A 26155-nucleotide genomic window follows, 5' to 3' on the forward strand; every position below is an offset into this window, starting at 1 on the left:
ATTCTGCCGCTTCCTCCCTCCCAGATAAAGGAAGTCGCATCATGATCGTCGTTACCGGCGCCTCCGGCCAGCTCGGCCGCCTCGTCATCGAGAACCTGCTGCAAACCGTTCCCGCCGCCCAGATCGTCGCCGCCGTGCGCACGCCGGCCAAGGTGGCCGACCTCGCCGCGCGTGGCGTGCAGGTCCGCGAGGCCGACTACAACCGGCCGGAAACCCTCGACGCCGCCTTTGCCGGCGCCGACAAGCTGCTGCTGATCTCCTCCAGCGAAGTCGGCAGCCGCCTGCCGCAGCACCGCGCGGTGATCGACGCCGCCAAGCGCGCCAAGGTCGGCCTGATCGCCTACACCAGCCTGCTGCGCGCCGACACCACGCCGCTGCCGCTGGGCGCCGAGCACAAGGCCACCGAACAGCTCATCGCCGAAGCCGGCCTGCCGGCGGTCATCCTGCGCAACGGCTGGTACACCGAGAACTACCTCGCCAGCATCCCGCCCGCGCTGCAATACGGCGTGGTGCTCGGCAGTGCCGGCGAAGGGCGCATCGCCTCCGCCGCCCGTGCCGACTACGCCGCCGCCGCGGCCGCCGTCCTCACCCGCGACGGCCAGGCCGGCAAGGTCTATGAACTGGCCGGCGACGAGTCCTACACGCTGGCCGAGCTGGCCGCCGAGATCGCCCGCCAGTCTGGCAAGGCGGTGGCCTACCAGAACCTGCCCGAAGCCGACTTCAAGGCCGCGCTGCTCGGCGCCGGCCTGCCCGAAGGCCTCGCCGTGCTGCTGGCCGAGTCCGACATCGGCGCCTCCAAGGGCGGCCTGTTCGACGACGGCCACCAGCTCAGCCAGCTGATCGGCCGCCCCACCGCCGGCCTGGCGGCGCTGGTCAAGGCCGCGCTGCAATAAGCGGCGGCGCGGGCCGGCGCCTTGCCGGCCCGTCAGCGCGGAGCTTGGGCCGCCGGCACGCCAGCCTCCGGCCTGGCCCGGGCACCGCTGGCGGACCACACGCTGTCCGGTGCCCCGCTGCGGACGCGTCGCGCCGTCGCCCGGGCCATCCACGCAAAGGCTGCGGCGCCGGCGAGCGCCGTGGCATCCACCCCCAGGCTGGCCGCCGACGTGTGCGTCCACATGCCGAGGGCCGGCAGGCTCCAGGCGAGCAGGGACGTGAGCGGAATGGCTGCGGTGAGGGTGGCCGCCAGCCACAGCAGATGGACCGACGCGCGTGCCGCACCGCGCAGGAAGGCCCAGCCGATGCTGGCGAAGAAGGCGCCGTAGTACAGCGCCGGAAGCCATGCGTTGGCATCGCCGGCCAGGCCGTGCAGCCATTTACTGCCGACAATCGCCAGCGAGACACCGCAGATGCAGCCCAGACACACGCCGACGGTGGCGGCGGCCATCAGGCGCACATCCAGCCGCTGGGCTGGCAGCTCGCCGCCCTGGCGCGCCTGCTTCTTGCGGCGGCTCTCGACCCACAGCAGGTTTCCGCTATAGAACAGCCAGGCGCCGGCCAGCCCGAGCAGGAAGTACATCCACTGCACCGGCGTGCCGCCGAAGGCCGCCATGTGCAGGGCGAAGAAGCTGCTGATGAACAGATTGGGCGTGCTCTGCCGGCCGGGCAGGGAATCGCTGCCGACCACCTTGCCGCTGTAAGGATCTACCGCCGCAAAGCCGCCCCGCGCCCGCGGCGAGACGGCCGCCGCGTCCTTGCCCCACACCCGCACCACCGCGCGCGGCCCGCCGACCTGCTGGTACTGCAGCATGGTGGGCTCGAAGCCGGGCGAGAATTCCCGCACCCGGGCGAGGATCTCCAGCGGCGGCAGCATCGTCGCCGGATCGCGTTCGGCCGCGCCGGGCGCCGGCCGCTGCCGCTGGAAGGCGGTCCCCCACTTGCCGTCGTGCAGCAGCCTGTCCTGCACCGCATAGATGCCGTCGTGATAGGCGAAGACCACCGCCGTCAGCGCCATCACCAGATGGAAGGGCAGGCTGACGATGCCCACCACGTTGTGGGCGTCCAGCCACATGCGCTTCAGGTTCTTGCCGACCCGCAGCGCGAAGAAATCCTTGACCAGCGACGGCAGGAGCACCACCACGCCGGACACCAGCGCCAGCGCGTAGAGCGCCGCGACGACGCCCATCACCCAGCGGTTCGGATCGCTGTCCGCCGGCAGGCCGACGACGCGGTGCAGCGTATCGATGAAGGACGCCAGCCGTGACGGGTGGGTCTCCTCCACCTGCGCCGCACCGTGGGCGTCCAGCGTCGCCGCGTAGTGGCGGACCTGGCTGTCGTCGTGATCGTCGGCATCCGGGTTGCGCACCTGCCAGCCCAGGCGGGCCGGCACGTTCTCGGCATCCCGCACATAGAGGGTGAAATCCCTCGCGGCCGCCGGATGCGTGGCCAGGGTGCCGACGATCAGCTGCTGTGCGTCTTCCAGCCCCACCGGGCGGATTGCGTTGGGCGGCGAGGCCCAGCGCGCCAGCGGCTCCTTGAAGACGGTGAGTGCGCCGGCGTAGAAGGCGATGAACAAGGCCATCCCGGCGATGATGCCGGTCCACGTATGGGCCGCTTTGTAGATGCGGACGAACTCGCTTCTCATGGTGTGAGATCCGGTCAGGAAAGGCGCAGGGCGGACAGGGCGCCCAGCACCAGCGCCCCCGTGCCGCCCAGCCACAGCCAGGCCCGCAGGCCGCTGGCAAAGAAGAACACGCTGCCCAGCACGCCCAGCCAGATGGGGGGCACCATCCACATGGCCAGCTGCCCGCGCACGGAGAGCGGCATGTCGGTGCTGAACTGCAGGAACAGGCCGCTGCCGCCGAGCGCCAGCACGGCGCCCAGCACCAGTCCGGCCAGGGTCTTGGACAGCCAGTCGCGGCGGATCGGCGAATGCTTGGCGGTGGCCATGTCAGCGCCCCTTCCCGCGGCCGCAGAGCGCGCCGACATACGGAAGCAGCGCAAACGCCAGCATCAGCACCACGACGAAGGTGAAGCTGGCGGTGAGAGTCTGCATGTCCTGCGCCAGGCCCAGCCAGCCGGCGGCCAGCAGGGCCGTGCCGGCAACCCGCGCCGGGCGGGCCGGCCACTGCGCGGCGAGCAGGCGCTGGTTGGGGGAGGCCAGGTAGAGGCCGGCGCAGCCGAGCAGCGACGCGGCCAGGCCGATCAAGGTGAATGTCTTCATGTCGAAGGAGTCCTGCCTTTCGGACCGGATGCGGTCCGTTCGTTTACCGGGCGTGTTCCAGGAACAACTGCCGCGCGGCCATCAGAAGTCCATCGTCGCGGACGCGGTGATCGTCCGCGGTGCGCCCAGGGTGGCGATCGAATAGCTGTCGCTGAAGCTGCCCGACCAGTACTGCTTGTCGAACAGGTTGTTGATGTTTACGCGCAGCACCACCTTGCGGCCATCCATCCGGGTGGCGTAACGGGCGCCGACGTCGAGGATCGTCCAGCTGGGGATCTGCTGGCGGTTGGCGGCATCGAGATACTGGCTGCTGGTGCTCACGACGCGGCCGCTGAGGGTCAGCCCGGAGAGCCACGGCGTGTCCCATTCGGCGCCCAGGTTGCCCTGCCAGCGCGGCGTGCCGATGGCCACGTTGCCGTCGTACTGGCCGTAGGCGGTCCTGGTCTGCTCGCCCTGGGAATAGGTCGCGCCGCCGAGCAGGCGGAGCGTGCGCGTCAGCTCACCGAAGGTATTCCACTCCAGCCCGCGGACCCGCTTCTCGCCGTCGTCGGTATAGGTCGGGTTGCTGCTGCTGCCGAGCGCGACCATCGTCGGCTTGGTGATCTCGAACAGGCTGACGGTATTGGTGAAGGTGCCGACCTCCCATTTGACGCCGGCCTCCTTCTGGTCGGTCTTGTAGGGCGCGAACACGAAGTTCCGGTTGGTCGCCAGCGTATCGGTGACCGTGTCGCCCTTGCTCAGCCCCTGCACGTAGTTGGCGTACAGCGAAACCTTCGGCCCCCAGGGCTTGACGACGGCAGCCAGCGCCGGCGTGACCACGCTCTTGTCGTACTCGGCGGTCACCGCCCCCGTCGTGGCGTTGTAGTTGGTGGTCTTGATGTTCTGGTTGCGCAGCCCCACGGTCAGCCGCAGGCGGTCGTCCAGCAGCGACAGCGTATCGATCAGGGCCAGGCTGGACAGCGTCGTGTCGCTGGTTTTGGGCGCCACGCCCGGCGGCGTGGGCATCACCAGCGTGGTGACCGGGTTGTAGATGTTCGACGTGGCGCTCGCCGAATTGGTGGCCGAGCCGCTCTCCTGCTCCAGGTTGCTGGCGTGCAGGACCAACTCGTGCGCCACACGGCCGGTGCCGAAGCGTGCGCGCAGCCCGCCCTCGGCCGACACGCTGTCCGTGTAGCTCCGCGTGCCATTGGTTGCCGCCGTGAAGTTGCCGTTGGCGGCGATCATCCGCGCATGCGTCCCGTTGATGAAACCCGTGGACTCGAAGTTCATCACCCCCACGCCGGCAAAGGCAGAAAGCTGCGAATTGAACTCGTATTCGGCGCGGGCCATCACGGCCTTGCTCTCCAGCGTGCCACTGGCGCCGCGGAACAGGTTGGTGTGCGGATCGGCGGCTTTCGGCACCGGGATCGTGCTCTGGAACCAGTACATCGCCGGTGTTCCGCCGGCAAACGACTCCTTGCTGTAGTACGCATCGAGGGACGCGGTCAGCGCGCTGCCGCGGTAATCCACCGCCGCCGACAGGAACTCGCGCTTCTTGGTCTGGCCGTCCAGCTCGGTGTCGCCGTCGCTGAAGGCCCCGTTGATGCGCGCGCCCACTTCCTTGCGCTCGCCGAAGCGGCGCCCCGCATCGATGCTGGTGCCGAACTGCCCCTTGGACTGGTAGCCCACGGACAGGCGCGTCAGGGGATCGTCGGCCGCCCGCTTGGGCACCAGGTTGATCACCCCGCCGACCCCACCGCCCGGCGGCATCCCGCTGAACAGCGCGCTCGGCCCCTTCAGCACCTCCACCCGCTCGACGGCTTCCAGCGGCGCATGGCCCACGGGCGCCAGCCCGAACATGCCGTTGATGGCCAGCTCGGACGAATTCACATCGAAGCCGCGTATCCGGTAGTTCTCATAAGCGTGGCCGCTCGACGTCGTGAAGCGCACCGAGGGGTCGTTGGCCATCAGATCGTAGAGCGTCCGCGCCTGCTGGTTTGCGATCAGCTCGGCGGTATAGCCGGTGATGTTGAACGGGGTGTCGATGAGCTCCTGATTGCCCAGCGCGCCCAGGCGGGCGCCCTTGGCCACCTGGCCGCCGGCGTAGGGGGCCGGCGTATCGGACGGGCGCTCCGTGCTGGCGGCAACCTTCACCGCCGGCAGCGTCGCCTCGTTTTCCGTAACTGCATCGGGGAGCGCTTGTGCCGCCGCCCAGGGGGATTGCGCAAGCATGCTCATCGCCAGCGCGAGCGGAGTCATTCGCCGCATCGTGTTTCTCCTTGAATAAACACTGGCTGGCGAGGGCTGGCTTGTGTGCTGTGGTTGTTTACCTGGTCAGAATGGATTTGCCGGTCGATGACCGTCAGACATCATGCGAAGATTCTAAACGAGAACGGTTATCAACAAAAGACCTTGTGAACCATCCGTTCTTGCTCCGCAGCAAGCTGCGCCGTTAGCACGCTGTCTTGATCCGCTGCTATCTTAGCGACCGGCCGGCAGTGCCCCCTGTCGGGGTAGCCCGCCGGCCGGTTCCTGTTCCAGACCACAAAAACCGCGCCTCGCGCGCACCAAGGAGACTACGTGAAGCTCTATTTCAAACCCGGCGCCTGTTCCCTGTCCCCGCACATCGCCCTCGAAGAAGCCGGCCTCAAGTACGAGTCCGAAAGCGTCAACCTCGCCACCAAGGTCACCGGTAGCGGCGCCAACTACCTCGAAGTCAATCCCAAGGGCTACGTGCCCGCGCTGGTCCTCGACTCCGGCGAAGTCCTCACCGAAGGCCCGGCCATCGTCCAGTACATCGCCGACCTCGCCCCGGAAAAGAAGCTCGCGCCCCCCAACGGCAGCATCGAGCGCTACCGCCTGCAAAGCTGGCTCAACTTCATCGCCACCGAAATCCACAAGTCGGTGACCGCCTTCTTCCACCCGCTGAGCAAGGACGACTGGAAAGCCGCCGCCAAGCTCAACCTGGAACGCCGCCTCGGTCACGTGAACCAGCACCTCGCCGACAAGCCCTACCTGCTCGGCAACGACTTCAGCGTCGCCGACGGCTATCTGTTCACCACGCTGGGTTGGATGAAGATGATCAAGTTCGACCTCAGCCCCTACCCGAACCTGATCGCGTTCCAGGAGCGTGTAGCCGCGCGGCCTGCAGTGCAGGCGGCGATGAAGGCGGAAGGGTTGATTTAAGGTGTTACGAAGCCGGCGCGAAAGCGCCGGCATTTGAAGCGTACTTCCAATACGAAGCATAGAGGCCTGTTTTAGGATCTTTGCGACCGTATGCTGCGTCGTGCCTGCGAGCTGAGTCGGTAAAGCGAACAAGACGGATAGGTTCCTCAAAAACTGTGTGGCGAAGAAGGCTCATATAGCTGCACTTTTCTTGTTCAGTCGGATTGAAGAAAGGTATGAGGTCTCCTAATGAGGGCTAACGTCTCAATTCACCGGCTTGCGCGGCTTTTCGCGCAGGTCCGGTGGTGTGATGGTTTGGATAATTCAATCTTTTCGCTTTTGCGCTAGGACGACATTAGCTGTCCAACTCATCAAGTTGCTCTTCAAGTTTCTTGAAGTAGAGGCGTAATTGCGTAAAGTCGTCTTCCGATATTGACTTGGCGTGCGCTTCCGGTCGTCCTTTTGAGTTAATTTCCTCTAGCATCACAGTAAGCCTAGTTTTTTCTACGGAGAATAGATTTTCGACAGATGTCCACTCTCGTTTAATTATGTTAACCAAATCGAGAAGGTAAAGTGGTGACTTATCCTTATCTAGAAGTGCATTTAGATCTAAGGTATTAAGAGTCAAGCGCCGCGCCTCAGGCAGCGAGGCTAGCACCGCCTCGGCAGCTTTTTTCAGTCCGAGCGTTACCCGGAGAGAGCCCCGTAATGTTGTGCGCAGCCTTTTCTCTAACTTGACGCGTCTCGACGAGATCTCTTGAAGTTTTTCCTCTTGAGTGAGATGCAGTCGCTCATGGTTATGTTTCTTCCGAAGAATGTCGGCCAAACTTTCAAGGCTGAACGAATAGCCATGGTCGCTCTTTTGTACGAGGCCATAGCCAATTAGATGGCGAGTGTAGTTTGCGTGATCAGCCGAGAATTCATTAAAGCTCTCCATGTCTCCTTGAGCAAGGAATCTAAGCATTTCATATTCTTCAGAATACCATTCGCGTAAGACGTGAACCATCATTTCTAGATATTCAAGAGACTCGTTTTGAAAGGCATTCTTGGCTTTTTGGTATAGCGCCTTGTCAATCATCGTTGGGCGAGTTTGGTTGGCACGCTGATTGATCAAACTACACATTTGTCTGATCAAAAAAGGGTGGCCGCCAAGATCTTCCGTTAGTTTAGAGAAGATGATTGGATCAAATTTAAGACCCATGTAATCGCCCAGTCGCGACACCATTTGAGTTACTTGTTCAACCGTGAACGGTGGTACGTATTGGCTTGGGATTGACGCATATATGGGGTTTTCGTGCCCATTAAGAACTGGCGATTCGATGCAGCTTGGATTTGTGCCTACCACCATGTAGCAGAATACTTGAGGGTGCTTCTGATAGAAACTTCGAAGCGTCTGCCAGAAGTAAACAAAGTCCGTGGAATCCCGCCAATGTGGAGAGGATGCGGTTCCTGGTGTTAGTCGTTCGATTTCGTCAAAAATAAACAGAGTTGAAGCAGCCTTCTTGGACTTATAAACTCGTAAGACGTCCGCCTCAAAGCTCTCTGCAGCATTTAATTGATCGTAACGTCCTGTCGTATCTAGCTTGATCTTAGATCCGCGGAGTTCGTGATACTTCTTTGCTAATCGTTCAAGAAGTTCGTTCCAACGCATTAAATGGACTGACGGACTTTCGCAGTCAAGTGAAAGCACAAGTGCACCATTAGCCAGCAGACGTCGTTCTAACGCATAAACGATTGAGGTTTTGCCACTCTTTCGAAGGCCAAAAAGGCTGGTATGTTCGCCAGACTGATATCGATTAACAATCTCGTTGATCAGATTGGAGCGCCCAAAAAAGTAAGTGTCCTTTTTGAGCGGCGAGAGAAATGAGAAAAGGTCTCGTGAATAAAAATGTTTGCGAAAGCGATTCTCAATAACGCTAGCAGCATCTCCTGTCAATAACTCGTCATAAGTAAGGGGAATGACTATTGGATGTTCGGGGTCCGATTTGAGAAGGGCGTCTACCTTTTCTTCGACGTTTTTGGCACGGCTTATTAGCACTTGGCAGACGGATTCCGTCCTCATTTTTGGAAGTAGTTCTACGACCTTGTCGAAGATGTCGAGGGATCGTGGCTCGAAATTTGGGTAATCGCTGAATACGCAGATCAGTTCACGTTCTAAGTTGAACATTTCTGTTGTTCGGGGACAGGGCTTCATCAAAAAGTAGTCGTACTCAGACAGCGCCGCGCGAACACTTTCGCCAGAGCTGGTCAGGTACCATGTCTTTGATAATGCATTGAGTATGGAAAGCTCGTCACCTTTGAAGCGGTTCTTTGAAAACTGCTTATGAAACCCTGGATTCGTTACGCTTTTGTCAATCACTGGGCGTCCTTGTTGTATTGAGATAGAAACGGGCGCGAAGTTAGAGCCCAACTTTGTTTTAGGGCGACAGTTGTGCCGCATAAAATAGGAATGCCGGATAACATGTTCTGCAAGTTACTCTTTATAAGCAGGGACTATGCACACGACAAAATAAGAAGGCAGGAAAAGTGGTTGCTGTTGGCATAGCTGATCGACAAAATCATTTGGCATTTTGTTTTATGGCATACCGTGCCGTCCGAATGGACGCTATCTGGATCGGCTGATAACCGGTCACTTTTGGACGCAAGCTGACTACCAACCCGAAGCCCTCACCGTCTGCTGCAGTCTAATAGCGAAATTATTCCTAATATATGCTGGACCTTACCTCCTCATCCCCAACACCTGTCGACACCGCGGATAATTGAAACACCCCCAAAACCCCGCCTTCCCCTTGCTCCCCGCCACCGCCCGCATCTTTATCCCGCAGCTCGGGCACGTCGGTACCTTGTAATCCCCTTCAATTGCGAAATTAAGCAATTCCTGCCGCACATCCTCCGGCAAGCGGAGAATCATCAGCAGGAACATCTCGCCGTCGATAAGCGTGATGTGGTTGGCCTTGGCGATGTCCTTTGCGTCGGGGGTGAAGCCGCCGCTGGTCATGAAGAAGGCTTTGGGGATTCTTTCGTGGGTCATCACGCCGAGCAGTTCGCGCACGGGTTTGACGCCGACGAGGCGCTCGCCCCAGGCTTTGCATTGGACGATGGCGGTGCATTTGCCTTTGTCGGTTTCGGTGGCGCTCTGGAAGAGGCGGATGTCGATGCCGCCGTCCGGGCCGAGGGGCGTGGTGGCGCTCTCGATGCCCTTGCTGGCGTAGAAGCGCTGGCAGACGTCCTCGAAGCGTTTCCATTCCAGGTCGCGGATCAGCTCGATGCTCCAGGCGCCGGGGCGGGCGGCGGCCTGGGGTTCCGGCGCTGAGGAGGCGCTGACGGGCTCGTCGCCGGCGGCGGGGTTCTTGAGGCTGGGTTCCTGCCTGGGGTGGAAGACCCGCGCATGCACGGGGCCGTTTGCGGGTTCCGGGGCGAGCCTGGGCGCGCCGGCTTCGGTGGCTTTCCTGGCGCTGACGACGGCGCGGAGATAGGCGAGTACGGCGATCAGCAGCAGGCCGCCGCCGGCGAGTTCGGCGAAGGACGACAAGGCGAGGGTGAGCGGCTGAAGGATCATGTTGCCGGCGCCATAGGCGGGCAGGGCCCATTTGAGGCTGGCATAGACCACCAGGGCCAGTACCGCGCTCACCGGCCACGGGGCGTTGAGCAGGTCTGCCAGCGGGGATTGTTTCTTGCGGTAGTGTTTTCGGGCCATCGGTGGACGCTGCCTTTTTAGACCGGTGCGTGGGCCATGTCTGCAGCCGGGGCCTGGGGCGGTAGCGCGAGGGCGGGGGGCTGCGGGGCGGTCATGGCGTCGGGGTATGTCGTGGCGATGGGGAGAGATATCGCACGGCTGCCGGCGGGCCCGCTACGGAACAGTTCACATTTTTCGAATTTGGCAGAGATGGTGGGACTTTGGGGTTTCTGTCGTCCTCGGGCCGGGTCGGCCGGTGTCGTTTGCTGCACCGACTTGAACTTTTGATGCTCGGACGTGAACTTGTTCAGTCGGGATTTGAACCCGAGATGCCAGGATTCGAATCCACTCAAATCGGAGCATCGCGCGTACCAGTGAAAGCGATTCTCAAATAGTCTTTTTCATTGATGACGGAAGTTCGAATGGCGTAGAGTCAGGCGGAGTTAAAAACCAGAACCGCCATGAAGACCGCAATCGGTTCGTTTGTCTGCATCTTGTTAAGCGTGTGTCCGCCGCACGGGATTGCCGCGGATATCCATCAGGGGCCACCGCCTGGCCCTACCGGACAATCACACAAGACGGTCGTTTTCGTGGCCGCGGATTTCAGGAACGGGGGCGTGATGGGGGCGTATCGCGGCTTTGAAGAGGCCGTACGCAAGCTGGGGTGGCGGCTCATCCTGGAGGATGGCCAGGGCCAGAAGAAGATCCAGGCGGCACTCGTGTCCAGATCCGTCTCGACCGAAATCCACGGGCTTGTTTTCGGTGGCTTCGATCCGCATGGCTTCTCCGCCGCGGTGAGCGCTGCAAAGGCGCGCGGCATCGTGCTTGTCGGCTGGCATGCAGACAAATCGTCTGGTCACACCAGAAATCTGTTTGCCAACATATCAACCCGCCCCCTCGATGTGGCGGAGATGGCGGTGGACTTTGTATTGAAAGATGCCGTGGCAAGGGGAAAGCCGGTGGGCGTTGTCATATTCAACGATGCCCAGTATGCGGTGGCAAACGCCAAGACGGAAGCCATGAAGGAAGGTATGGCTGCTTGCAGGCATAAGCTTGGGTGCCAGGTGCTTTCAATCGAGAATGTGCCGATCTCCGATGTGAAGACCTTGATGCCCGCGGCCGTTGCCAGGCTCAATTCGAAGTATGGGAGCGCCTGGACATACAGTCTGGCGGTGAATGACGCCTATTTCGACGAAATCTCCTTTCCGCTGATGGCGCTCCGCAGGACGGATATTGCCAACATTTCAGCGGGGGATGGCTCCGCCAAGGCGATGAGTCGTATCGCTGCCGGTGTCTCCCTGCAAGTTGCCACCATTGCCGAGCCGCTCAGGCTCCAGGGTTACCAGTTGGCCGATGAGTTGAACCGGGCCTTTGCCGGGGTGCCCGCCAGCGGATTTCAATCGATGCCGGTTCTCGTCACGACCGAGCGGATGAAAACAGGTGACGGTAATGAAGACGCGGTAACGCGTGAGGCGATCGTCGCCTATCAAGAAATCTGGAAGAAGAAATGAACTCGGTTTGTCCGGTTCGGCAGCGAGAAGCGGCAAGGGCCAGGTGGGGGTCGGCGCTTGCACTGAAAATACTGGCCCTTGTCATGTTTACGAGCCTTGTCGTCTTTACGATGGCCACCGCCTTCGGGCTTGTGCATGAACGTGAGAAGGCGCTCCAGGCGGCTCACGCAGAGGTCGAGGCTTCGGTCAATCAGAGCCTCTCGGCCATTTCCGTTTCCCTGTGGCAGTACGATGTCCACGGCATGAAGGCCTTGCTGACCGGGATGTTGCGTTCGGGGTCGCTTGTCAGGGTCGAAGTGATGGATCTCGACCGGCGCATTGTCAACATCGCCCAGCCGGGTTTTGCTGGCAGCCCGGAGCGCACATGGACCTTGCCGATCACGGCGCCGGACGGTAGTTGGCGAATCGGCACCTTGCGGATTTCGGAATCCTATGGCCAGGTTGATGCACTGGTCGCCGAGCGCTTCGAGACCTTGGTCATCATTGATCTGATCAAGATCATCGGATTGGCACTCGCCCTCTTCGCGGTCGTTTATCAACTGGTCGCCAGGCATCTTCATCGGCTGGCAAATGATGTAATGCAGCTCGGAGACATTCGGGATGCACCGACATTGAAAGTAGACCGGCGAAGAATCATTGGTGGACACGATGAAATCGACGTCCTGGCGGATTCGATCAACGATTTCATCGCGGAGCGCAAACAGTCCGAGCTCCAGACCCGTCGCTACGAGGCGATCATCCAATCGTCCGACGATGCCATCATCAGCAAGACCCTGGATGGCATCGTGACGACCTGGAATCCCGGTGCGGAGATCATATTCGGCTACAGCGCGGCTGAAATGATTGGGAAGCCGATGGATCGGCTATTCCCTGCAGAATTAAAAGACGAGGAGGCCGATATCCTGCGCCAGATTTGTGCCGGGGAGGTGGTTGATCACATCGTTTCAAAGCGGCTTCGCAAGGACGGAACACAAATCTACGTATCGGCCACGATTTCACCGATTTTCGGTCTGAATGGGGAGATCGTTGGTGCCTCCAAGATTGCGCGGGACATCACGAAGCAGATCGAGAATCAGATTGAACTGGAGCAACACCGGACGAGCCTGGAGAGACTGGTTTCCGAACGAACAGCGGAACTCGAAAGGGTCAACGAGCAATTGCTCGACACGCAGTTCGCCATGGATAGCGTCGGCATCGGCATCACATGGGCCGACCTGGAAAGCGGGCGTTTCATCTATGCCAACAAGTATCACGCGAGTTTCCTGGGTTATTCGGTGGACGAGATGCTGCAGCTGTCCGTCTCGGATATAGATCCACGGTTCCCGCCGGAAGCGTTCAGGCAGGTCAGCGAACAGCTTTGCCAGCAGGGCTCCATCAAATTCGAAACGGCACAAAAGACGAAGGACGGGCGCCTGCTGCCCGTCGAGATGACGGTTTATTATCATCCGGGCGGCATGAGCTCATCGCCGCGGCTGATTGCTTTCATGATGGACATTGCAAAACGGAAGGAGGCGGCGCATGCCCTCCAGATGGCCAAGGAGGCTGCCGAAGCGGCCAACCTCGCCAAAAGCCGTTTCCTTGCCAACATGAGCCATGAGATCCGCACGCCGCTCAACGCGATCACCGGCATGGTGCACCTGCTACGCCGGTCCCAGCTCACTGAAGGACAGCGGGATCGCCTGCTCAAAATCGACACCGCCGGTCGTCATCTTCTGGAAGTGATCAACGACATTCTCGATCTTTCCAAGATCGAGGCTGACAAATTGAGCCTGGAACACACCGACGTCGATATCGGGTCGATCCTTGAGAGTGTCATGTCGATGATGGCGGAGCGGGCGGAAAAGAAGCACCTCGCGGTGATCGTCGAGAACGGTATCGTCCAAGCGCAAACATTGATTGGCGACCCCACGCGCATTCAACAGGCTTTGCTGAATTTTGCGGGTAATGCCATCAAATTCACCGATACCGGTCACATCATTGTTCGTGCCCGACTGGAGGCGGAAGACGCGAGCACCGCGACCGTGCGTTTCGAAGTGGAAGATACCGGTATCGGGATCACGCCTGAGGCCATGCAACGACTGTTCACGCCCTTTGAGCAGGCGGACGATTCAACGACGAGAAAGTACGGCGGAACCGGTCTTGGCTTGACGATCAGCAAACGCTTGGCGGAGTTGATGGGCGGTCAGGCTGGCGTTAGCAGCACACCTGGGGTAGGCAGCCTGTTCTGGTTCACCGTATGCCTTGAAAAGGGAGTGACTGCAGAACTCAGAGGCGGCGAGCCCTTGGCGGGGCACGAGGAAGGCTTGCTCAAGGCAGTGTGTTCCGGCAAAGCAATCCTGCTCGTTGAGGACGACCCGACCAGCCAGGAGGTCGCTGCCTTCATCCTGCGGGACCTGGGCCTTGTCGTGACAACGGCCGACAATGGGCAGGACGCCGTTGATCTGGCGAGATCGCAGGCCTACGACCTGATCCTGATGGACATGCAGATGCCCCTGATGGATGGGCTGGAAGCAACCCGGCATATCCGGGGCCTGGAGCCTTACCGGGATGTGCCCATCGTTGCCATGACGGCCAGCGTCTTTGAAGAGGATCGCAAGCGTTGCAAAGAGGCTGGCATGAATGACTTCATCGCCAAGCCGGTTGTGCCGGACGATCTGTTCTCGGCCTTATACCGATGGCTATGCAGGTGATGATGCGATTTGTTGCATCGGCCAGTGCCGCGCTCACTGGCCGGGGAGCATCGAGTCGTTCCGTCGGCGCGGATTGTTTCTCACGTTGGCGTTTGCGCGCCCTCAGCGGAGGGCGCCTTTTTCCTCCAGCACGGCGCGGGTGATGGCCTGGCGCAGGGGCAGGTCCTTGTCGGAACGCACGTCGAGGTTGGTGGCGAACAGCCAGACCTCGCCTTGGCGTTCCACGTAGCCCACATACCAGCCGATCTGCGGCTGGCTGCGGGCGGCCCAGCCGGTCTTGGCGAAGAGGCGGTAGCTCGGGGTCCGTTCGACGAGCATCACGTCCTGCAGTACCTGGTAAGCGTGGGCGCCGAAGGGCGGCTGGCGTTGCGTGACCTTCTTAAGGAAGGCGACTTGTTCCTGCGCGCTGATCTGTAGCTGCTCGGTGAGCCAGAAGGTGGTGAGGTCGAAGGGGTCGGCGAGGACGCCGTAGCCGACCTGGCCGAGGTAGCGGCGGTAGGTGTCGGTGCCGACCTTGCGGGCGATGTCCTGGTAGCACCACACGCAGGAGACCTTGAAGGCCGAGGCGAGGGTCTGGTCCCGGTTCCAGTCGGGCATCTCGCGCTCGCGGCCGTCCCACTTGAAGGGGGTGTCGCGGTCGGCGACGACCCATTCCTGGGCGGCGATCAGGGTGTTGAGGATCTTGAAGGTGGAGGCGGGTGGATAGCGCCGGGCGGCGCGGGCGTCGTCATGGATGTAGGTCTGGCCGCCGGGCAGGGCGGTGATGACCATGGTGCCTTCCACGCCGTGGGCCTGGAAGATCCTGGCGATGCCCTCGTCTTCGGCCTGGGCCAGCATGGGAAGCGCGAGGGCGAACATCAGCAGCAGGGGTTTCATTGCGTACGGCTATGTCGTGGCGATCGGGGAGGTATCGCACGACAACCGGTGCGGCTGCTACGGAACAGTTCACATTTTGCCGATTTGAACTGTTGATGCTCAGAGATGAACTCTTGCAGTCCGGATTTGAACTCGAGATGCCCGGACTTGAACTGGGTCATCTCGGAGCTGAACTTTCGTCCCGGCGACTTGACCTGTCGGGGCTCGGACTTGAACTGTCGATGCCTGGAGATGAACGGGTTCATGTCGGAGGTGAGCCAGTTCAAATCGGAGATGGACTGGTTCAACCCAGGTTTGAAATGGTTCATGTCCGCGGGACGCGGGTTCAACACCGATTTGAACCTTCGGTGCTCGGTGCATCAAGAGTTCAAATCGGAGGCCCGCGTTGTGAGCCGGGCAACAGGCGCGTGCGCCGTTATTCGGCGAGCAGTGAAACTTTCGTCAGGTAGAACTTGGTCTGTTTGTTGTCTTTCTTGCTGGAGGCAACATAAGCCTTGTCCGGCGCGAGCAGCACGAAGCGGGTCATGCGGCCCTTGGCGTCCGTCACGTCGACCCAGTTCTGGGTGTCCTGGTAATTGGGCGCGATGCTGATCTCGGGGTCTCGGCCCTGGGCGTCAATTTCGAACTTGTCGGGGGAGAAGCGGAAACCGAGCTCCATATTGAGCTTGCAGTTCTGGATCGGAGCGAGCTGGTCATTCACATAGAATTCGCAGTGGGTGGCCTTCCAGGCGCCGAAGAGGCGGTTGCCGGCCTTGGCCGCCTGTTGGCTGGGGGCTGCCACAGGGGCCTGGCGCACGGGTGCCGTCCGCTTCGGGGGTTCCGGCGTGGGTTCCGAGCATTTCCAGCGTGCTTCGTTCTGTACCGAGAAATCGAAGCTGGAGCTACGGCTATTGGGTGAATTGCCGCCGGCATCCGTGGAGACGAAGGCGAAGATCGGCTTCTTGTCCTTCAGCGTGACTTCATAAACGGCGCCACCACTGAGCCGTCCGGCGTCTTCCGCGCAGACGCCGCGCAGTTTGCGGATCTTTGTGTCGGACGAGAATTGCGCGCGCAGCACGTCGTCGAATTGGTCCTGCTCGAAGATCTTGCCCTGGCCTTCCGATATCGACACGCTCAACTCGAACACCATGGTCCGCGGGCCCTGGGCGGACACCATCGCGGGGCCGAGCTTGTCGAGCCTGGTTTCGCCCCAGTTAGGGCCGTTCGGTCCTTCCTTCTTCTTCCACTTAACGCCCTTGATCTTGTTCAGCATGGGCCATTCATTGGCCGTGTAGTCGCCAGAGGCCGGAACCGGAAAGGGCTCGAGAATCGATTCGAGCGTCGCGGCGCTGCAGGTGGTGGAAGCGAGCAGTGCGGAAAGCAGTGCGGAAGTCAGTCTCATTTTTATGCCTTCTTATTCGGAGCGAAAATCCTATCAATCTCCCCATGTGAAATTCTGTTAGATGCGAATGGGGTTGTGAGAATTGTCCTCTGAAATTGAAGCCAAATAAGACGCTAAACGTGGCTTAGCACGGCCATGCAATTGCCGTATTGAATTGGATCAAACTCCTCCGTTGTCCGATTGGCGCTGCGTCATCGGTCCGGTAGTCGCCGGTGGCCGCTTCCTGGAAGGCTGTCAGCTTGAATCTGCTGCCGACGATGATCATGTCGGTCATCCCATGGGGAACTATTGTTTCTGATTTGAATCTGGCAGTTCTATGCTTGGAAAAAAGCTTCCGGCATGAACCAACAATCTGCTGTCTCGGATACGGGGGATTGGAAATGCGATCAACGCTGGTTCTTCTCGTTTTGCCAGTTGTCTTGGCATCCTGCGCTTCCTTGGGCCCACAGCCGGAAAGCCTCGAGGAAAGCGTCTGCGGCACGCTCAAGGAGCCGCTGGTCTTCTGGCTGTGGAGTCGCAGTGCAGGCAAATCGAATCCACTGCTCGCTCAGAAAATCAAGAATGCTGAGGCGCTCGCCTATGAAACGTCCGATGGGCGGATCCTGCGCGGCTATAAGCTGAAAGCCATGCCGAAGGACGGCGTTGTCCGCGGAAGTGTGCTGCTTGCCCAAGGCAATGCCATGTTGGCCGAGCAGCTTTTATGGTCCATGGTGGGGCTGTCCGAAGCGGGAATGGACGTTTATGTTTTCGACTATCGTGGTTACGGACAATCGAATGGCAAGAGCCGGCTCAAAGCGATTGTCAGCGACTACAGGGAGATCTTTGAAAATCTCATTCCCAAAAAGGAGGGAAAAAGACTCTTGTACGGCATTTCATTTGGCGGTGTCATCGTGGCGAATGTGATCGGCTCCGGCGTCGAGTTTGATGGTGCGGTAATCGACTCGTCGCCAAGCCGTCTGTCCGATCATGGCTGTGAAGCGAAGTACGACGCGGTGACCAATGTGCCGCAGAATGCTTCCCGGATGTTGGTCGTCACCGGAGGGGCCGATCGCATCGTCAAGCCCAAAGACTCCCAGGATCTCCGCGCCATGATCGAGCAACGAGGTGGGAAATCCGTGGTCCGACCGGATTTTGCGCATCCCTTCATGGATTCGTCGATCGAGAAGCACCAGGAACGCATGGCATTGATCAGGCAATATCTGGTTGAGCTGGAGACCCGGTAGTCACCAGTATCTGCCTACCGCAAGGGAAATCCGGCCTGTCTGGTCCCGGTCCCAGCGCGCGCGGAGGTCATAATCTTTTCCGAGGGCTGTCCGCGCCTCGATTGACGTCACCGTGTATGGGGCGCGGCCAGCGTCGAAGGGGCGCCGAGCCTCGTGGTCGATCCTGAAGCCAATGTCTGGCGTCGGCCGGACAACCAGCGATGCGCCGAGCCGGGCGAAGCCGAGGCCGTCGATGTCGGTCTGCGCTTGCAGGGCTCCACCGGCGTGAAGGCTGCCGAATACCCTGGGTGAGCCGATCAGGCTGCCTATGCCATAGTCACCCTGGATGCGTGTGGCGAGGCAGTTGGTGCATGCCAGGCGCTGTTGCTCCAGGCCTGCTTTCAGTCTCCAGCCAACGCCACGGTCGCCAGGCAGGCCGGTCACGGCGGGGGTCATGCTGTCGATCGAGATGAGATCGAGATGGCGGAGATGCACGCGCTGCCCCTCCAGTTCCAGGAGCATGTCGCCCATGCTCAAGCCGCTGTTCCGGGCCTGAGTGCCGGTGACGTCCAGAGCGTCGTAGTAGGCTGGGCGAATCCGCAGCATCTGGGTGTCTGTGTCGTGTTGCCGGTGGGCAATGCCAATTTGAACCCAACCGGGGGCGTTGCTCGCATCGGGTGAAACGGGCGCATCTGCTGGCTTGGACGCGTCGCCCGGCGGAAGGCGAAGCCGGGCAGAGAGTGCCTCGACGTACGCCGGAGACATCTTTCCTATCCCCTGCTGTGGGTTGCCCTTCTGGATCTGGTGGTAATCCAGCACGGTGTCGATCACCGCTTGTTGCCCAGAGATCGGCAAACCTTGAATTTCAGGTCCGGCGATCCGGATGCGCCTCTCTATGATTCCCGCTACGAGCGTTCGCTGGTCGGCATCAAGGCTGGCGAACCGCTGGTAGAGGCGTGTCTGTCGCGACGGATGAAAGCTCTTGCCGGCGAGGAGCGGCCGTCCGAGATAGGTGGCCTTGGAAACTTCCTGCAGCACCGCCTGCGGGATGATCCAGGGGCGGTATCGAGGGGTGACTTCGATACCGTCCACGATCTCCAGCAATTCGGCCACCCGGAAGGCGCAGTTGTCGTGGAAAAAATAATAGACGTACTTCTTTTGTGTCACTTCCCACGCGTGGGAGACGATATAGCGCACCTCGGCGGGCGGCAGGTTCAGCCGATATTCCCAAAGATCGCGCAACTCGTTTTCGCCATAGTTTGCGTCATGGAAATAGAAGTTGACCGGGCTGAAGCCGCCGTCGTAGCCGCCGGCTATTCCCTTGACGATATAGCTGAATGGACCGTCATGCTGGGTGCCGATGGCACCGAAATTCAGGGTCTGGTCGATGAGGTAGGATTTTTCCTTCTCTTTCCTCGTGTTGAATTTGAGGAAGAGGTGACCGTAATAAGAGGCCGGGTTGCCAAGGTAGCCGTTGGCAAATACCAGGCTGAGCGAGTCGATGTCGTCAATGGACGACCATGCGGCGAATTCCGGGCAGTGGATGGGCTCCAGCGCTTCGCGGTGCTCCGGGAGGTGTTCTCTCAGCCAGAGCAGGCGTGTGGGAAAGCGGCACTTGGCATGGGCATCGTCGTTGCCGGAGACGGGTTCCAGCATGGCTGCAAGGCTTGCGTCCAATTCGGCTTCCGGATCGGTCTGTCCTGACCTGGACAGGAAGAACTCGGGGCTGTGGATCGCGCTCCTGAGCCCGGTAGGACTGCTTATGTCGGATTCGTAGTGAATGAGCCGGAGCCAGCTGCTGGCCCGCGAATGTTGCGTCAAGCTGGCTGCGCCGGCATCGCACAGCCACGAGCAGCACAAAAGGAAGGCGAAAATTATCTTCGGCAAGATATGGAATCGGAATTTCGCGGGCGGAAATCAAAACGCCCTCGATGAGCCGAGGGCGTTGGCACAGGACCGGACGCTGATGCTTATCCGGGCTGCTGCGTTCAGGCGGAGCAGTTCTTGCGGGCGGCGTCGTTGATGATGTTGAACAGTTGGCCCGCTTTTTCCAGGTGCTGCTGCTCATTGAAGCCCGGCTTGGCAACGGCATTGCTCATGCCACTGCGGACTTCGTTCACTGCCGCATGCTGCTTGCTGGCGCTGCATTCGAAGATCTCCAGCGCGGCAGTCAGGTGCTCGCCGTTGCCGCGTGCGGCATCTTCGACGATCTGGGCGTAGGTGTCCCGGATGAACATCGCAGCCTTGATGTTCCGCTTCGTGCAGGTCTCGGGGCTGACGGTGGCCGAGGTGATGGCGGTAAGGCCCAGGTCCCAGGTCACGTTGGAGGTGGCGGCCGCCCATGCCGTTTCCTTGAATAGGGCCGCACCAATGCCGCAGTCGGAATACGGGTTGGGGCCGGAGCCAACTTCACCTGCCGCAAAAGCAGGGATCGATGCTGCTGTCGCAATTGCAAGGATGGACAGTTTCAGAAGGTTATTCTTCATTTTGTATGTTCCCTGAGTGTTTGGTAATCCATGAAATTCCATGGAATTAGAATTCTCGCATAACAAAAAAATCTCAACAATATATCTGCTTAATGTCATCAACATTTATAGGATATTTGTTCGTTTGTTTCAGATTCGGATGCATGCATCGATCCATATTGTGGAGCGCTTCCTTGACAGTGAGTCTTTGGTGTGGCTTAAAGCCTGTTGTGGTGCGGATCTCGGCGAGTCATGCTGCGTATGATGAGTCACATCAAATACGCCGAATGTATAATGGCTTTCGTCTTTAATTCGAGATCTTGGCTCATATGAAAAAGAACATGTTCAAGGGGCTGCTGCTTGCAGGGGTTCTTGCGTCGTCGATGATGTTTGCGGGCTGTGCTTCGGTGCCAATGGCGGCGAAAGAGCAGGATGCGGCGGCAAAGACTTTTGCGGCACCGGCCAGCGACAAGGCGGGGATTTACATTTTCCGGGATAGCCAATTTGGTGCGGCTCTCAAGAAACTGGTCTCTCTTGATGGCAATCCTCTTTTCCAGTCAGCGTCCAAGACTTATTTCTACAAGGAAATCGCTCCTGGAAAACATACGGTCACGACAGAGTCCGAGTTTGGGGACAACAGCGTTGAGTTCGTTGCCGAAGGTGGCAAGCTGCACTACTTCCGTAACTACATAAAAATGGGGCTCCTTGTCGGTGGCGCCAATCTGGAAGCTGTCGCCGAGGAGGAGGGCAGAAACGGAGTGAACGAATGTTCGCTTGCCGCGCCCCTAACAAAATGAGTGTCGTGAATTAAGCACTGAAAGGCACTGCTTGCGGTGCCTTTTAACGCCGTGCGCTTCGCAGGAGGCGGGTATCCGAGGCCCGTCTAATGGAAGAAAAGGGCTTCCCGAGAGGCGTCATCCTGATCGCAGCGACGTTGCCCCATTGCCGCTGCGCATTGGAGCGCCAGGCAGTATCGGGAGTCCTGCTATCCCGTCACGCCCCCTCGGCCGGCCGCGCGAACAGCAGATAAGGCCCATCCGGCGAATCGCCGTCGGCGATGGCCTGCCAGCCTTGGTGGAGGTAGAAGCCGATAGCCGGGGTGTTGGCCTTGAGGCATTTCAGCGTTGGCGTGGCGGCGGTGAAGTAGGCCGAGCAGTGGGTGAGCAGCGTCTTGCCGACGCCCTGATGCTGGAAATCCGGATGGACGAAGAGGTTGTGCAGGAAGCTGTCGGGCTCCCAGATGGAGGCGAAGCCGACGGGCTGGCCATGGGCCAGCGCGACGAGGATGCATTCGTCTTCGGTGTCGGCGTCGAAATCGGCGGGCTGGAAGGCGCTGGCGTCCTGCCATGTGAAGGCGGCGCGGCGGGCGGCGGTGTAGAGCTGGCGCAGGGTTTCGCGGTCGTCTGCTTCGTATTCGCGGATGGTTAGGTGCATGGCTGGGGATGTTGGGTGGTAAGGGATGTTTCAAGCTGATGGGGCAAAGCTATCGCCTGCCTTTCATAAAGCTTTCATGATCGCCAGTGAAGATTGCGCCCTTTCCGCCATCTCACTGGAGTCGTTACTGCTATGAACACTTTGCCGGATTCGTCCCGTCGCCACCTCCTGAAGCTCATGTCGGGCGCTCCCTTGCTGCCGTTTTCCTCTGCCATCGCGGGGGCTTCCGCGTTCCTGGGCGGCTGTGGCGGCAGTGGTGGTTCCGACGCGCCGGTGGCGCTCTCCAGCGTCAGCTTCAGCAGCATACCGGCGCCGACGCTGGCCAACCCGGCGGCAATGGCCACGACGACGGTGGGTTCGGTGATGTCGGTGACTTTTGCCGATTCGAGCAAGCTCGACTACACGCTGGCCTATCAGCCCTTCTTCATCACCGGTGACCTGGTGGCCGACGGTAAGGGCGGCAAGATCCTGGCCGGCGGCTATTACGACATCAACAACCAGCCCATCATCGACAGGACGGTGGTCGGCCAGGAGCGCCAGTTCTTCTCCGATTCCCCGGACGGCACCTCACTGCTGACCGTCGAGGGCGCGAAGGTCGACGGCGTGAAGGGCAAGCCGGTGTTCGCCGTGGTGCAGTTCGAATACACGACCTGGGCGCAGGACGGCACGACCGACATGTATGGCAAGCTGCCGTCGCCGATTGCCGTGCTGACCCTCGACCAGGATCAGGCTACCGGCAAGCTGTCCCTGGTGAAATACCACAACGTGGATACCTCCAAGGTCAATGGCCTGTGGATCACCTGCGGCGCCAGCCTGTCGCCGTGGGGCACCCACCTGTCGAGCGAGGAGTACGAGCCGGACGCCTTCGTGGCCAGTAATGCGCAGCTCAAGGCCTTCAGCAAGAACCTGTTCGGCAACGAGGCGACCGCCAACCCTTACCACTACGGCCATCTGCCGGAAGTCACCGTCAATGCGGACGGCACCGGCTCGATCAAGAAGCACTACTGCGTGGGCCGGATTTCCCACGAGCTGGTGCAGGTGATGCCCGACCGCCGCACGGTGTTCATGGGCGACGATGCGACCAACAGCGGCTATTTCGTGTTCGTCGCCGACAAGGAGAACGACCTGTCCGCCGGTTCGCTGTACGTGGCCAAGGTCGGCGCGGGCTTCTCCCTCGATCCGGCTGCGTCTGCGGCGGCGCTGTCGTGGATCAAGCTGGGTTCTGCGACGAGTGCCGAGATCAAGGCCCTGGTGGACGGCGGCATCAAGCCGACCGACATCATGGATGTGCGCAGCACCGACCCCGCCGATACGACTTTCAGGAAGGTGACCGCCAACGGCAAGACCGAGTGGATCAAGGTCATCAACGAGAAGGCCGCCGCCTTCCTGGAAACCCACCGCTACGCGGCCTACGTGGGCGCCAGCATGGGCTTCACGAAGATGGAAGGCACGACGGTCAACATCAAGGACAAGGTGGCTTACTCTGCGCTGCAGAACTGCCAGGACTCGATGGTCGTCGGCGGCAAGGGCTACACCGCCGGCAACGGCATCTCCATCGACAAGGCCCTCAAGGCCGGCGCGGTGATGGCCCTCAACCTGAAGGGCGGCCTCAAGGACGACAAGGGCGCGGCCATCAACAGCGAGTGGATGCCGGCGGATACCAAGGCGCTGCTGGTCGGTGAGGACATCACGGCCGACGCGCTGGGCAACACCGGCAACCCGAACAAGGTCGCCAACCCGGACAACCTCAAGTTCTCGGAGAAGATGCGCACCCTGTTCATCGGCGAGGACAGCGGCCAGCACGTCAATAACTTCCTGTGGGCCTACAACATCGATACCAAGGCGCTGTCGCGCATCATGTCGATCCCCGCTGGCGGGGAATCGACCGGCCTGCACGCCGTCGATGAGATCAACGGCTGGACCTACATCATGAGCAACTTCCAGCACCCGGGCGACTGGGGCAGCATCCACAACGTCGTCAAGGACACGCTGGACCCGCTGATCAAGGCCAACTACAAGAACAAGTTCGGTGCCGCCGTTGGCTACCTGACCGGAGAGCTGAAGCAGTTCAAGCTGGCGAAGTAAGCGTTTCAACTGCTGCAGTGGGCATGGCGCCATTTGCATGGCGCCATGCTACGCGGCCCCGGGTGGTGTCTCCGCCAATGCCGTCTTCAGGGCTCTCGCATACGCGTTGCGGGCCGTCTGCAGCGCTGCCACGTGGGCCTGCAGGCGGGCCAGTTCTTGATCCACGAACTGAATGCCGGCCAGCTGGGTGCGGGCGTCGGCGGAAAGGGTGTCGAGGTTGTATTCCTGATTGTCGATCTTGATGGTGGCCATGTTCGCAGGGTTCCGGGGGGGAGGTTGGAGGACGGTGTGCGTGATGCCGGGGCGGCTGTGGCGCGCCAGCGCGCAATTGGCGTTTCCGATCGTCTGTATTGCCTTTTCGGTCTGATCGACCGAGTGGTGCCAGCGTTTGGCTCGGTATTGGCGGCAATGGCGTAGCGCCTGCAGCCGGCCCTGTTCCGGAGAGCCGGCAAGCGTCAGCCCACGTTGGTCGGCCAGGTAGTGGGCGATGCGTTTGAAGAGTGCGAGCGGCATCGGGGGCTGGGACAGGATCGCGTCGCTGGGCTGGAAGCCCAGGCTCTGTGTGAGGCCGAGCATGTAGCCGGTGGCTTCGCGGAGCGTGACGATGCCTGCCGGGCTGACGTGGATCAGTGGGCAGTAGGGCGCCAGCTCGGGCAGTACGTGGTTGGGGTGTAGCTCGCCTTGCCAGTAGCGTCGGGCGACCTCGCTGAAGTGCCGATAGTCGCGGATGGCGACGAACTGGGCGTCGGCGAAGGGCAGGATCTCCACTTTCGGTTTGGTGGGCGTTACCGTGTCGTTGGAGACATCCAGGTACAGGGTGCCGAGCTGGAAGGCGTTCTGGAAATAGCTGCCGCGCAGATCACCCCACACTTGGCGAAATTCACCGCCGGCTTGCAGGAAGGCCCTGAAGGCCGCGTGGCCCTGTGCTGCGGCGCTGGTCAGCCGGCTGTCATCCACACTGCGTAGTTGCTTCTGGACCGCGAGGGAGATTTCCAGGCATTGCCCGAGCGGATAAGGCTTGCCCAGCTTGACCGGCTGACGAGTCTGCAGCACCGGGTCCACCTGCGCGCGTACGGCCAGAAAGAAGGCTTCCAGTTCGGCGAGGGCCGGTAGCAGGAAGTGCTGGGTCAGTGCGACCTGGGTGGGTGAGTCCAGTGCCTGCGGTTCGTTGGGGAGCCGGCGGCGCATCGCGTTGGTGCCCTGTGTCTGCGCTGTGTCTGCGGCGATACGATCATTCATGCAACATTCTGCCACCTGTTTTGTATCGGGCGCAGTGTAACCGCAAGCGCTTTGCCCACGCCGGGCGCCGCCCCCGGGGAGGCGTGGAATGGTGTGGCGTGTTAGCGCTCGGCCAGTTCGCGGAGCTTGCAGACCGTCCGCCAGTTGCGGTCCGTCATCGGCACGCCGAGCAGGCGCTCGCTGGCGGCGGCCAGTTTGGAGCGGCCGACGCCGTCGGGGGCGTGGAGGTAGAACACGCGGCCGTCGAGCAGGAAGCGCTCGTTGTCTTTCTTGAGGCTTGTCAGCTTTTTCAGGTCCGGTGCGGTTGGGGTGACGGCCAGGAAGCCGAGGTGCAGCGACGTGGGGTCGGCCTCCGCGTCGGGAAACGGGTTCCGCTCGCAGGCCTGCAGGATGTCCTCCCGGCGCAGCAGCAGCACCTGGGGCTCGAAACCATGCTGTTCCCCGATGGCTGCCATCAGCCATGCGGTAATCGGTGCGGCCTCGCCGTCAGCATGGCGGAATACGGCGTTGCCGCTCTGGATGTAGGTGCTGACGTCCGTCGCGCCGATGCCTTCGAGCAGGGCGGTCAGCGATTTCATCGGCAGGGTGTTCTTGCCGCCGACGTTGATGGCACGGAACAGGGCGATGTAGGTGTGCATCGTGGTCGTCAGCAGCCGAGTTCCCGAAAGCGCTTGCGCAGTGCGAAGAGCTGTTGCTGCACACCGGCGAATTCGGCGCCGCTGGTTTGCAGTTCCTGGCGCTCCAGGGGCGGGAGGTGAGTGTCGAGACGTCGGCATTCCTGCTGGGCCTCAGGGCTGAGCTTGAAGCGGCGTTCGAAGGTGGCGTATTGCTTGCGGTCCATGCCGTTGAGCGGTCTGATGGCGTCGGACATCTGCTCCCTGAAATGTTCATGCTGGACGTCTGCTCCGATGCGCTCCTTGCCGGACAGCTTGCTGACACCGCGAGTGGGCTCCACTTCAATGCGCTGGGCGCCGAGGCAGGGCGAGTCGGAGTAGACCGTCTTGCCGCCCTGGTCGCATTTGAAGACGGTGCGGGAGGGCGGCGGCAGCGTTTGGGCCGATATAGGCGAAGCGGCCGTGATAAGGCCGTGGAGGCCGAGCAGCAAGGCGAAGGTAATGCGTGTCACAGGGGAGGAGACTCCTCGGGCATCAAGGGATGCAGGCACAGCGATCCATACGCGGCGCGGGGCCCATCGATGAAAGATGCCGTTAATGGCGATGGAGGCAGTCTATGGAGTGCAGCTCGCGTCGCCTACGGATTAGTCCACTCGTCGTTTTGGTAATTGCGCACTG

The 26155-nt window shown here is 60.9% G+C and carries 21 protein-coding genes; 7 read left to right on the forward strand and 14 right to left on the reverse strand.

Annotated features, from left to right (window positions below):
- The first annotated feature begins 41 nt into the window (after nt 1-41).
- Entirely contained in the window at nt 42-893 is an 852-nt protein-coding gene (locus AC1PQG_RS25630) for an SDR family oxidoreductase (RefSeq protein WP_481120544.1), read from the forward strand.
- A 32-nt stretch (nt 894-925) separates the two neighbouring features.
- Here AC1PQG_RS25630 and AC1PQG_RS25635 read toward each other — a convergent pair whose 3' ends face one another.
- The 4 genes from AC1PQG_RS25635 to AC1PQG_RS25650 all read right to left on the reverse strand — a co-directional run bounded on the left by AC1PQG_RS25635 (nt 926) and on the right by AC1PQG_RS25650 (nt 5407).
- A complete protein-coding gene (locus tag AC1PQG_RS25635; RefSeq protein WP_481120545.1) occupies nt 926-2581 on the reverse strand; it encodes a PepSY-associated TM helix domain-containing protein in 1656 nt (551 codons plus the stop codon).
- A gap of 14 nt (nt 2582-2595) precedes the next feature.
- On the reverse strand, nt 2596-2886 hold the full coding sequence (locus tag AC1PQG_RS25640; RefSeq protein WP_481120546.1) for a hypothetical protein: 291 nt from the start codon (nt 2884-2886) through the stop codon (nt 2596-2598).
- 1 nt (nt 2887) lies between these two features.
- Nucleotides 2888-3160 (reverse strand): hypothetical protein, encoded by a 273-nt coding sequence (locus tag AC1PQG_RS25645; RefSeq protein ID WP_481120547.1) that lies wholly within the window; start codon nt 3158-3160, stop codon nt 2888-2890.
- An 81-nt stretch (nt 3161-3241) separates the two neighbouring features.
- On the reverse strand, nt 3242-5407 hold the full coding sequence (locus AC1PQG_RS25650) for a TonB-dependent receptor (protein WP_481120548.1): 2166 nt from the start codon (nt 5405-5407) through the stop codon (nt 3242-3244).
- Between the two features lie 312 nt (nt 5408-5719).
- Between AC1PQG_RS25650 and gstA the strand changes: the two genes are divergently transcribed.
- A complete protein-coding gene (gene gstA / locus AC1PQG_RS25655) occupies nt 5720-6325 on the forward strand; it encodes a glutathione transferase GstA (protein WP_481120549.1) in 606 nt (201 codons plus the stop codon).
- A 334-nt stretch (nt 6326-6659) separates the two neighbouring features.
- Here gstA and AC1PQG_RS25660 read toward each other — a convergent pair whose 3' ends face one another.
- Entirely contained in the window at nt 6660-8663 is a 2004-nt protein-coding gene (locus AC1PQG_RS25660) for an ATP-binding protein (protein ID WP_481120550.1), read from the reverse strand.
- 360 nt (nt 8664-9023) lie between these two features.
- Nucleotides 9024-10001 carry a restriction endonuclease gene (locus AC1PQG_RS25665; protein WP_481120551.1) on the reverse strand — a complete coding sequence of 326 codons (978 nt, stop codon included), beginning with the start codon at nt 9999-10001 and terminating at the stop codon, nt 9024-9026.
- A gap of 440 nt (nt 10002-10441) precedes the next feature.
- Here AC1PQG_RS25665 and AC1PQG_RS25670 point away from each other — a divergent pair, with 440 nt between their 5' ends.
- Both AC1PQG_RS25670 and AC1PQG_RS25675 read left to right on the forward strand, forming a co-directional pair.
- Nucleotides 10442-11491 carry a substrate-binding domain-containing protein gene (locus AC1PQG_RS25670; protein WP_481120552.1) on the forward strand — a complete coding sequence of 350 codons (1050 nt, stop codon included), beginning with the start codon at nt 10442-10444 and terminating at the stop codon, nt 11489-11491.
- A 110-nt stretch (nt 11492-11601) separates the two neighbouring features.
- Nucleotides 11602-14181 carry a PAS domain S-box protein gene (locus AC1PQG_RS25675; protein ID WP_481120553.1) on the forward strand — a complete coding sequence of 860 codons (2580 nt, stop codon included), beginning with the start codon at nt 11602-11604 and terminating at the stop codon, nt 14179-14181.
- 102 nt (nt 14182-14283) lie between these two features.
- Here AC1PQG_RS25675 and blaOXA read toward each other — a convergent pair whose 3' ends face one another.
- A complete protein-coding gene (blaOXA, locus tag AC1PQG_RS25680) occupies nt 14284-15057 on the reverse strand; it encodes a class D beta-lactamase (protein WP_481120554.1) in 774 nt (257 codons plus the stop codon).
- 415 nt (nt 15058-15472) lie between these two features.
- On the reverse strand, nt 15473-16438 hold the full coding sequence (locus tag AC1PQG_RS25685; RefSeq protein ID WP_481120555.1) for a hypothetical protein: 966 nt from the start codon (nt 16436-16438) through the stop codon (nt 15473-15475).
- Between the two features lie 239 nt (nt 16439-16677).
- Between AC1PQG_RS25685 and AC1PQG_RS25690 the strand changes: the two genes are divergently transcribed.
- A complete protein-coding gene (locus tag AC1PQG_RS25690; RefSeq protein WP_481120556.1) occupies nt 16678-17661 on the forward strand; it encodes an alpha/beta hydrolase in 984 nt (327 codons plus the stop codon).
- Here the strand turns inward: AC1PQG_RS25690 and AC1PQG_RS25695 are convergent, their stop codons facing one another.
- Both AC1PQG_RS25695 and AC1PQG_RS25700 read right to left on the reverse strand, forming a co-directional pair.
- Nucleotides 17662-19527 carry an Lnb N-terminal periplasmic domain-containing protein gene (locus tag AC1PQG_RS25695; RefSeq protein WP_481120557.1) on the reverse strand — a complete coding sequence of 622 codons (1866 nt, stop codon included), beginning with the start codon at nt 19525-19527 and terminating at the stop codon, nt 17662-17664. It abuts the gene before it with no gap.
- A gap of 101 nt (nt 19528-19628) precedes the next feature.
- The gene (locus AC1PQG_RS25700) at nt 19629-20126 is read right to left on the reverse strand and encodes a DUF3015 family protein (RefSeq protein WP_481120558.1); all 498 of its coding nucleotides are present in this window, start codon (nt 20124-20126) and stop codon (nt 19629-19631) included.
- A gap of 308 nt (nt 20127-20434) precedes the next feature.
- Between AC1PQG_RS25700 and AC1PQG_RS25705 the strand changes: the two genes are divergently transcribed.
- Nucleotides 20435-20902: a DUF2846 domain-containing protein gene (locus tag AC1PQG_RS25705; protein ID WP_481120559.1), complete on the forward strand. Its 468-nt coding sequence runs from the start codon at nt 20435-20437 to the stop codon at nt 20900-20902.
- Nucleotides 20903-21098: 196 nt separating this feature from the next.
- Here AC1PQG_RS25705 and AC1PQG_RS25710 read toward each other — a convergent pair whose 3' ends face one another.
- A complete protein-coding gene (locus tag AC1PQG_RS25710; RefSeq protein ID WP_481120560.1) occupies nt 21099-21539 on the reverse strand; it encodes a GNAT family N-acetyltransferase in 441 nt (146 codons plus the stop codon).
- A 132-nt stretch (nt 21540-21671) separates the two neighbouring features.
- Here AC1PQG_RS25710 and AC1PQG_RS25715 point away from each other — a divergent pair, with 132 nt between their 5' ends.
- Nucleotides 21672-23624: a PhoX family protein gene (locus tag AC1PQG_RS25715; RefSeq protein ID WP_481120561.1), complete on the forward strand. Its 1953-nt coding sequence runs from the start codon at nt 21672-21674 to the stop codon at nt 23622-23624.
- Between the two features lie 48 nt (nt 23625-23672).
- Here the strand turns inward: AC1PQG_RS25715 and AC1PQG_RS25720 are convergent, their stop codons facing one another.
- From AC1PQG_RS25720 to AC1PQG_RS25730, 3 genes are all read right to left on the reverse strand, one after another.
- Nucleotides 23673-24863: a hypothetical protein gene (locus AC1PQG_RS25720; RefSeq protein WP_481120562.1), complete on the reverse strand. Its 1191-nt coding sequence runs from the start codon at nt 24861-24863 to the stop codon at nt 23673-23675.
- 101 nt (nt 24864-24964) lie between these two features.
- Nucleotides 24965-25501, reverse strand: a complete 537-nt coding sequence (locus tag AC1PQG_RS25725) for a DUF1697 domain-containing protein (RefSeq protein ID WP_481120563.1) — start codon at nt 25499-25501, stop codon at nt 24965-24967.
- An 8-nt stretch (nt 25502-25509) separates the two neighbouring features.
- Nucleotides 25510-25989: a hypothetical protein gene (locus AC1PQG_RS25730; protein WP_481120564.1), complete on the reverse strand. Its 480-nt coding sequence runs from the start codon at nt 25987-25989 to the stop codon at nt 25510-25512.
- Nucleotides 25990-26155: the final 166 nt, after the last annotated feature.

It is taken from the genome of Zoogloea sp. GDB6, from assembly GCF_056724105.1.